The 6,120-nt window shown below is 60.0% G+C and carries 6 protein-coding genes and 1 rRNA gene; all 7 read left to right on the top strand.

Annotation, left to right across the window (positions count from 1 at the left end; all coding sequences use genetic code 11):
* Positions 1-9: 9 nt before the first annotated feature.
* The 7 genes from rrf to recN all read left to right on the top strand — a co-directional run bounded on the left by rrf (position 10) and on the right by recN (position 5,994).
* Positions 10-127, top strand: a 5S ribosomal RNA gene (gene rrf / locus ACUY2T_RS10245).
* A 227-nt stretch (positions 128-354) separates the two neighbouring features.
* Positions 355-1,263 carry a tetratricopeptide repeat protein gene (locus tag ACUY2T_RS10240; protein WP_448308492.1) on the top strand — a complete coding sequence of 303 codons (909 nt, stop codon included), beginning with the start codon at positions 355-357 and terminating at the stop codon, positions 1,261-1,263.
* A gap of 3 nt (positions 1,264-1,266) precedes the next feature.
* On the top strand, positions 1,267-2,274 hold the full coding sequence (locus ACUY2T_RS10235; RefSeq protein ID WP_408925784.1) for an HAD-IIA family hydrolase: 1,008 nt from the start codon (positions 1,267-1,269) through the stop codon (positions 2,272-2,274).
* Positions 2,275-2,451: a hypothetical protein gene (locus ACUY2T_RS10230; protein ID WP_408925783.1), complete on the top strand. Its 177-nt coding sequence runs from the start codon at positions 2,275-2,277 to the stop codon at positions 2,449-2,451.
* A complete protein-coding gene (locus ACUY2T_RS10225; RefSeq protein ID WP_408925782.1) occupies positions 2,451-3,302 on the top strand; it encodes a TlyA family RNA methyltransferase in 852 nt (283 codons plus the stop codon). The genes ACUY2T_RS10230 and ACUY2T_RS10225 overlap by 1 nt, the downstream gene beginning before the upstream one ends.
* Positions 3,299-4,279 carry an NAD kinase gene (locus tag ACUY2T_RS10220; RefSeq protein WP_293791155.1) on the top strand — a complete coding sequence of 327 codons (981 nt, stop codon included), beginning with the start codon at positions 3,299-3,301 and terminating at the stop codon, positions 4,277-4,279. The genes ACUY2T_RS10225 and ACUY2T_RS10220 overlap by 4 nt, the downstream gene beginning before the upstream one ends.
* A gap of 2 nt (positions 4,280-4,281) precedes the next feature.
* Positions 4,282-5,994, top strand: a complete 1,713-nt coding sequence (gene recN, locus ACUY2T_RS10215) for a DNA repair protein RecN (RefSeq protein ID WP_408925781.1) — start codon at positions 4,282-4,284, stop codon at positions 5,992-5,994.
* Positions 5,995-6,120 lie beyond the last annotated feature (126 nt).

Raw genomic sequence — 6,120 nt, 5'->3', positions numbered from 1 at the left:
TTGTGGTTTGTCGGTGGTTGTTAGCGGTGGGGTCACGCCCGGTCCCTTTCCGAACCCGGAAGCTAAGCCTACCTGCGCTGATGGTACTGCACCTGGGAGGGTGTGGGAGAGTAAGTCACCGCCGGCACTAAAACTTAAAAGATGGGGTGTGGGTCGTTGTAGCCTTTTAAAGGGTTACAACAACCCACACCTCATTTTTTTTATGTCTAACTGCGCTGCTGCGGACAAGTAGGCGTCCCCACAAAGCCCAGCTCGATTGCGCCGCCGCAACGCAGGAAACTAGGATTGATAAGGTTCACGGGGCGGACCCGAAAACCCGAAGACAAATAGACGACGGAAGGTGCACTCCCAAGCATGGTTGAGAATTCAAACAACAATCGCGGTCGTGGAGGACGACCACAGGGTGATGGCAAATTCCGCAACAAGGGTGGATTCAAGCCCAACCGCGGCGGCCGCCCAAACCGTAACTCCAACAAAAAGCGCAGCTCTAACTGGGATACCCAACGCGGTCCGCACAGTGGTCCTCAGCGCGCAGGTTACCGAGAGGAGCGCCTGAACAAGCGCCTCAATGAACCCGAAGTGCCTCAGGATCTCGACCCCAAGGAGCTAGATCCTTCCGTACGCCAAGAACTCCGCAGCTTGTCCAAAGACAACGCAGACATGGTGGCGAAGCACCTAATCATGGCCGCCACTCTGCTAGATAATGAGCCGGAAAAGGCATTGGCTCACGCTCGTGCTGCGAAGGATCGTGCGGGCCGCGTTTCCGTGGCACGCGAGACCTGCGGAATCGTCGCCTACCACGCAGGCGAGTGGAAGGAAGCTATTTCCGAACTGCGCGCCGCACGTCGAATGGCCGGTGGCCCAGGCCTGCTTCCTGTCCTCGCCGACTGCGAGCGGGGGCTTGGCAAGCCGGAGAAAGCCCTTGATGTCGCCAATGATCCCCAAGCGGATCAACTGGATGCAGAATCTAAGGTGGAGCTTGCTATCGTCGTCGCAGGCGCCCACCAGGATCTCGACCATCCAAATGACGCGCTCTCAGCGCTCGAAGCGCAGCTAGAAAATGCTGAGGCACCTGATGTCACTCGTATGCGCCTTTTCTACGCTTATGCCGATGCCCTCGTAACCGTTGGCCGCAAGAAAGAGGCTGTGGAGTGGTTTAACCGGGCCGCAGAAATGGATACCGAAGAAGTACTCGATGTGTCCGACCGTCTGGCCGAGCTGGACGAAGACCAAGAGGCCGCATCCCAAAGCGAGGAAAAATAGCCGATGGCCCACCCGCTGCTGGACAACTACGACGCACTTCTTGCCGATCTCGACGGTACGGTATTTTCCGGCCATACCCCGATTCCAGGTGCAGCAGAAGGCCTAGCCGGTCGCCAGGTGATGTACGTGACCAACAATGCTTCCCGCGCACCCCAACAAGTCGCGGAGCATCTGAACTCGATGGGGTTTAAGGCCGACGCGGATCATGTTGTCACGTCCGCCATGGCGGCCTGTGACCTCGGCAAGCAGTACATTGCTGATTCCGGCATCGACAATCCACGGGCATTTGTGATCGGCCACGAATCATTCAAACAGTTGGTCGCGGATGCAGGCTTTACCGTCATCGATACCGCCGATGACCACCCGCACGTCGTCTTCCACGGCCATAGCCCGGATAATGACTGGGCGCGGCTTTCCGAAGGGGCCTTGGCTATCCAACGCGGCGCCCGCTACTTTGCTTCCAACTTGGATACGACTCTGCCCTCGGAGCGCGGTTTCATGGTCGGCAACGGGTCGATGGTCGCCGCCGTCACCTCCGCTACGGGCGTGACCCCGGAATCCGCAGGCAAGCCAGGCCCCGCCATGTTCCTGGTTGCTGCTCGGAAGATCGGTTCCACCAAGCCACTAGCCGTCGGCGATCGGCTGGATACTGATATCGCCGGTGGTAATGCAGCAGGTATGGATACTCTCTGCACCGTCACTGGGGTGTCTACCCACACCGATATTATTGACGCCCCGCCGTCCCACCGGCCAACCTTCATTGCAGGTAACCTACGGGATCACCTCGCCGGATGGTCCGCCAGCGTGGACCCGGGTACTGCTCGTATCCGCGTTACCGCTGGTGAACTTGGTGACGTGGAAGTCATGGCCGCTGAAGCACTGGCCGTAGCCGCTCCGGAGGCGTGGCAGCTGATCGATAATCCCGACGTCTCGCAGATCACCTCCGCTGCGGATATCGACTTTGTGGGTGCAGACGCACAAGCCATGGAGGCACTAGGAGGTTGGAAGTAAGTGGGAGAGGGGCAGCCGAAACCTTCGATATTGTCGGGGGACAGTAGGCGTCAACAAGAAGAGCTAGCACAGGCCGTCGACGAGTTACTGGCGCGCGATGTCCACGGCGCGGAAGAAGCAGCCGTGTTGGAGGAAGCTCACCGGGTGGTTAACGAGGCACTCGGAGGCGAGCGCTGATGGCGAAAAGGGGTGCCAAGCTGCAGCGTCTCGACGCGGAACTGGTGGCGCGTAAGATCGCACGAAGCCGGGAACATGCCCAAGAGATGATTAAATCCGGGCGTGTGACCGTCAATGGAATGTTAGCGAAGAAGCCCGCCAGCGGGGTGGACGGCAATGTCTCCATCAAAGTGGCGGAATCCGAAGACGACCGTTGGGCTAGCCGAGGTGCGCATAAACTCCTTGGGGCGCTGGAGGCATTCGAGCCGCAAGGGCTAACGCTTGCATGCAAGACTGTTCTGGATGCCGGCGCTTCGACCGGTGGTTTTACCGATGTGTGTCTGGACCGTGGTGCTGCGAAGGTCAAGGCCGTGGATGTGGGCTATGGACAGCTCATCTGGCGGCTGCAAAACGACGACCGGGTGGATGTTATGGATCGTACGAACGTGCGCACCCTCACCCCGGAAGCACTTGGCGGCGAAGTGGATCTGATGGTCGGCGACTTGAGCTTCATTTCCATCCGCTTGGTTCTGCCAGCCCTGGCTGCTTGTGTGAAACAGGGCGGAGATCTGCTGCCGATGGTTAAGCCCCAATTTGAGGTGGGGAAGGATCGCTTAGGACACGGCGGTGTGGTCCGGAGCCCTGAACTGCGCGCCGAAGTTACCCGCGACGTGGCAATTGAGGCGATGAAGTATGGTTTGAGGACGAAGGCCGTTGTCGCCTCTCCTCTGCCAGGGCCGAGTGGCAATGTGGAGTATTTTCTCTGGTTGGTCAAGGACGGCGCTGCGGTTTCGCCTAGCATGGGTGCAGAGGCTGACTACACCGGCCTGGACGAGATGATCGCAACCGCCATTAAGGAGGGGCCGCAGTGACCACACCGGGGACTGACCACGGCGCGGAACGCAGTGCCGACAACGGCGCCGATACAGGCAGTGACAAGAACGCGGAGCGCGAAGTCCTGCTGGTTGCGCACACTGGCGTACACGAAAACCTCGGGCTGGCTGCCGAGGCTGCATCTCGGCTACAAAAGGGCGGCATCAACGTCCGCGTGATGGCTACCGCCGACCCAGCCCCGGTAGCGCGCCACGAGATCCTGGGCCGCTTTAAGCGCTTTGGCCACACCAAGGAAGCGGCCACGGGCGTGGAAATGGTGATCGTTTTGGGCGGCGATGGCACGTTCCTCCGCGCTGCCGATATTGCGCATTCCGCGGATGTACCGGTTCTCGGCATCAACATGGGCCATATCGGCTTCCTTGCAGAGTGGGAACAAGAGTCCCTGCAGGAGGCCGTGGATCGCGTGATCGATCGCGACTACCGCATCGAGGATCGCATGACCCTTTCCATTACTGCCCGCGATATGGATGGTCGTGTGCTGGGCACGGGCTGGGCGCTCAATGAGTGTTCGGTAGAGAACCTGAACCGCCAGGGTGTCCTGGATACGATCCTGGAGGTCGACGAGCGGCCTGTTTCCTCTTTCGGTTGTGACGGTGTTTTGGTATCGACGCCCACCGGCTCCACCGCCTACGCCTTCAGTGCAGGTGGCCCGGTTCTGTGGCCGGAGCTGGATGCGATTCTAGTGGTTACCAGCAACGCACACACGCTGTTCAGCCGCCCGCTGGTGGTTTCCCCGAACTCGATGGTGGCAGTAGAGACGAACCCATCGACCTCGCCCGCAACGGTTGTTATGGATGGTTTCCGCCAGATTCACATGCCCCCTGGCGCCCGCGTGGAGATTCGCCGTGGCCCGCAGCCGGTGCGGTGGGTACGTTTGGATTCCGCACCTTTCACTGACCGCCTGGTGCATAAGTTCCGTTTGCCTGTGACGGGCTGGAGGGGCCCGCGTCACTAGCAATGCTGCACGAACTACACATTCGCAACCTCGGCGTGGTTGAGGAAGCGACGGCGGAGTTTTCCACTGGCTTGAGCGTCGTCACCGGCGAAACTGGCGCTGGTAAGACGATGGTTGTGAGCTCTTTACGCTTGCTTTCGGGGCATCGCGCGGACGCTTCCCGTGTGCGAAATGGCGCTGATAAGGCCAGCGTGGAGGGTATATTCTCTGCGGATTCCCCAGCAGTAGAGGAGCTGGTGGATCAGGTCGGTGGCTATATTGACGAGGGTGAAGTGATTGCTTCGCGCACGGTCAACGCCACGGGCCGTTCCCGTGCGCACCTGGCTGGAAAGACCGTGGCGGCGGGCGTGCTGGGGGAATTCGCTGGCCATGTAATTACGATCCACGGGCAGAACGATCAGATGCGACTGCTGGATCCCGTGCGCCAACTCGGCGCGTTGGATGACTATGCCGGATTAGCTGACACTGTGGCCGAGTACAGGGAAAAGCGCGCCGAATGGTTGCGCTTGGATAAGGATCTGCGCCGTCGCATGGCAGCCCGCCGCGACCTTGCCCTAGAGAGCGAAACGCTCCAGCGTGCGGTGGAGGCTATCGACGAAATTGATCCGCAGCCCGGCGAGGACGCTGAGGTTAAGGCGCAGATTAAGCGTTTGCAGGCCGCAGACGATATCCGTGCCGGACTTCAGCGTGCCCAAGCGGCGCTGGATGGTTTGGACGGAATGGGAACAGGCGATGACTTTGGCGATTCCGAAGGTGCCAGTGCGCTGGTATCCCAAGCAGCTAACGAACTATCCGGTTTGGTCGATCCGGACGATGAGGGAGATGCTCTTTCAGATCTTGCTGACCGCCTAAATGAGGTTGGGGTGTTGCTGAGCGATATCTCCTCCGAAATCGGTCAGGCACTGTTGGACGTGCCGGACCCCGATGAACTCGACGGGCTTTTACAGCGCCAAACGCAGTTGCGGGAGTTGCGTAAGTACGCCGTGGACGTTGACGGTGCCCTGGCATGGCGCGATCAGGCGCGCGAGCGGCTGGAGTCGATGGACGTCTCCGATGAAGCGCTGCAGAAGCTGCAAGATGAGGTCGCCTCTGCGCGGGAGGCAGCGAGCGCGATCGCGGGCAAGCTTTCAGGGGCACGCGTGAGGGCGTCGAAAAAATTTTCCAAGGCCGTTACTGAAGAGATCCGGGGGCTGCACATGTCCGCCGAGATTCGTGTGGACGTGCGGCAGCAGGAGGAGCTCGGTCCGCATGGCGTTGATGAGGTCGAGTTTCAGCTGGTGCAGGGTGGGAATGTGAACCCTTTGGCGGGTTCGGCCTCTGGCGGTGAGCTTTCTCGCGTGATGTTGGCGCTGGAGGTTGTACTGGCTGCAGGTTCGGACGGTGGTCGCACGATGGTTTTCGATGAGGTCGATGCGGGCGTCGGTGGCAAGGCAGCTGTGGAGATTGGACGGCGCCTGGCTAAGCTCGCGATCGAGAATCAGGTCATTGTTGTAACTCACCTGCCGCAGGTCGCCGCATTTGGTGACGCCCACGTATATGTGGCTAAGTCGACGTCAAAGGATTCGGTGACCTCCTCGGTCCGTACGCTGAGCGAGGATGAACGGACAGAAGAGCTGTCTCGTATGTTGGCAGGGTTGGAGTCTGAAACGGGGCGGGCTCACGCCGAAGAACTAATGGCAATGGCAAAGGAAGCCAAGGCAGCGCTGCGGTCTTAGGGGGGTGTCCCTATGTTTTTGTCAAGTGTCAGGCCGATGTTGGCGAGTACAGTCTTGGGAGTAGTTTCTTAGGCGTGCCTAGGAGTCGGCCAGCGTGTGCTGGTCGGCTTCGTCTTTGGGCTTTAC

It is taken from the genome of Corynebacterium sp. 22-2729 (assembly GCF_053479475.1).
Note: the sequence above shows the minus strand (reverse complement) of the source record. Positions and strands in the feature narration are given on the sequence as shown.

Coding starts and splice junctions, on each gene's coding strand:
- recN (WP_408925781.1), top strand. CDS start 4,282: ATGCTGCACGAACTACACATTCGCAACCTCGGCGTGGTTGAGGAAGCG.
- ACUY2T_RS10225 (WP_408925782.1), top strand. CDS start 2,451: ATGGCGAAAAGGGGTGCCAAGCTGCAGCGTCTCGACGCGGAACTGGTG.
- ACUY2T_RS10235 (WP_408925784.1), top strand. CDS start 1,267: ATGGCCCACCCGCTGCTGGACAACTACGACGCACTTCTTGCCGATCTC.
- ACUY2T_RS10240 (WP_448308492.1), top strand. CDS start 355: ATGGTTGAGAATTCAAACAACAATCGCGGTCGTGGAGGACGACCACAG.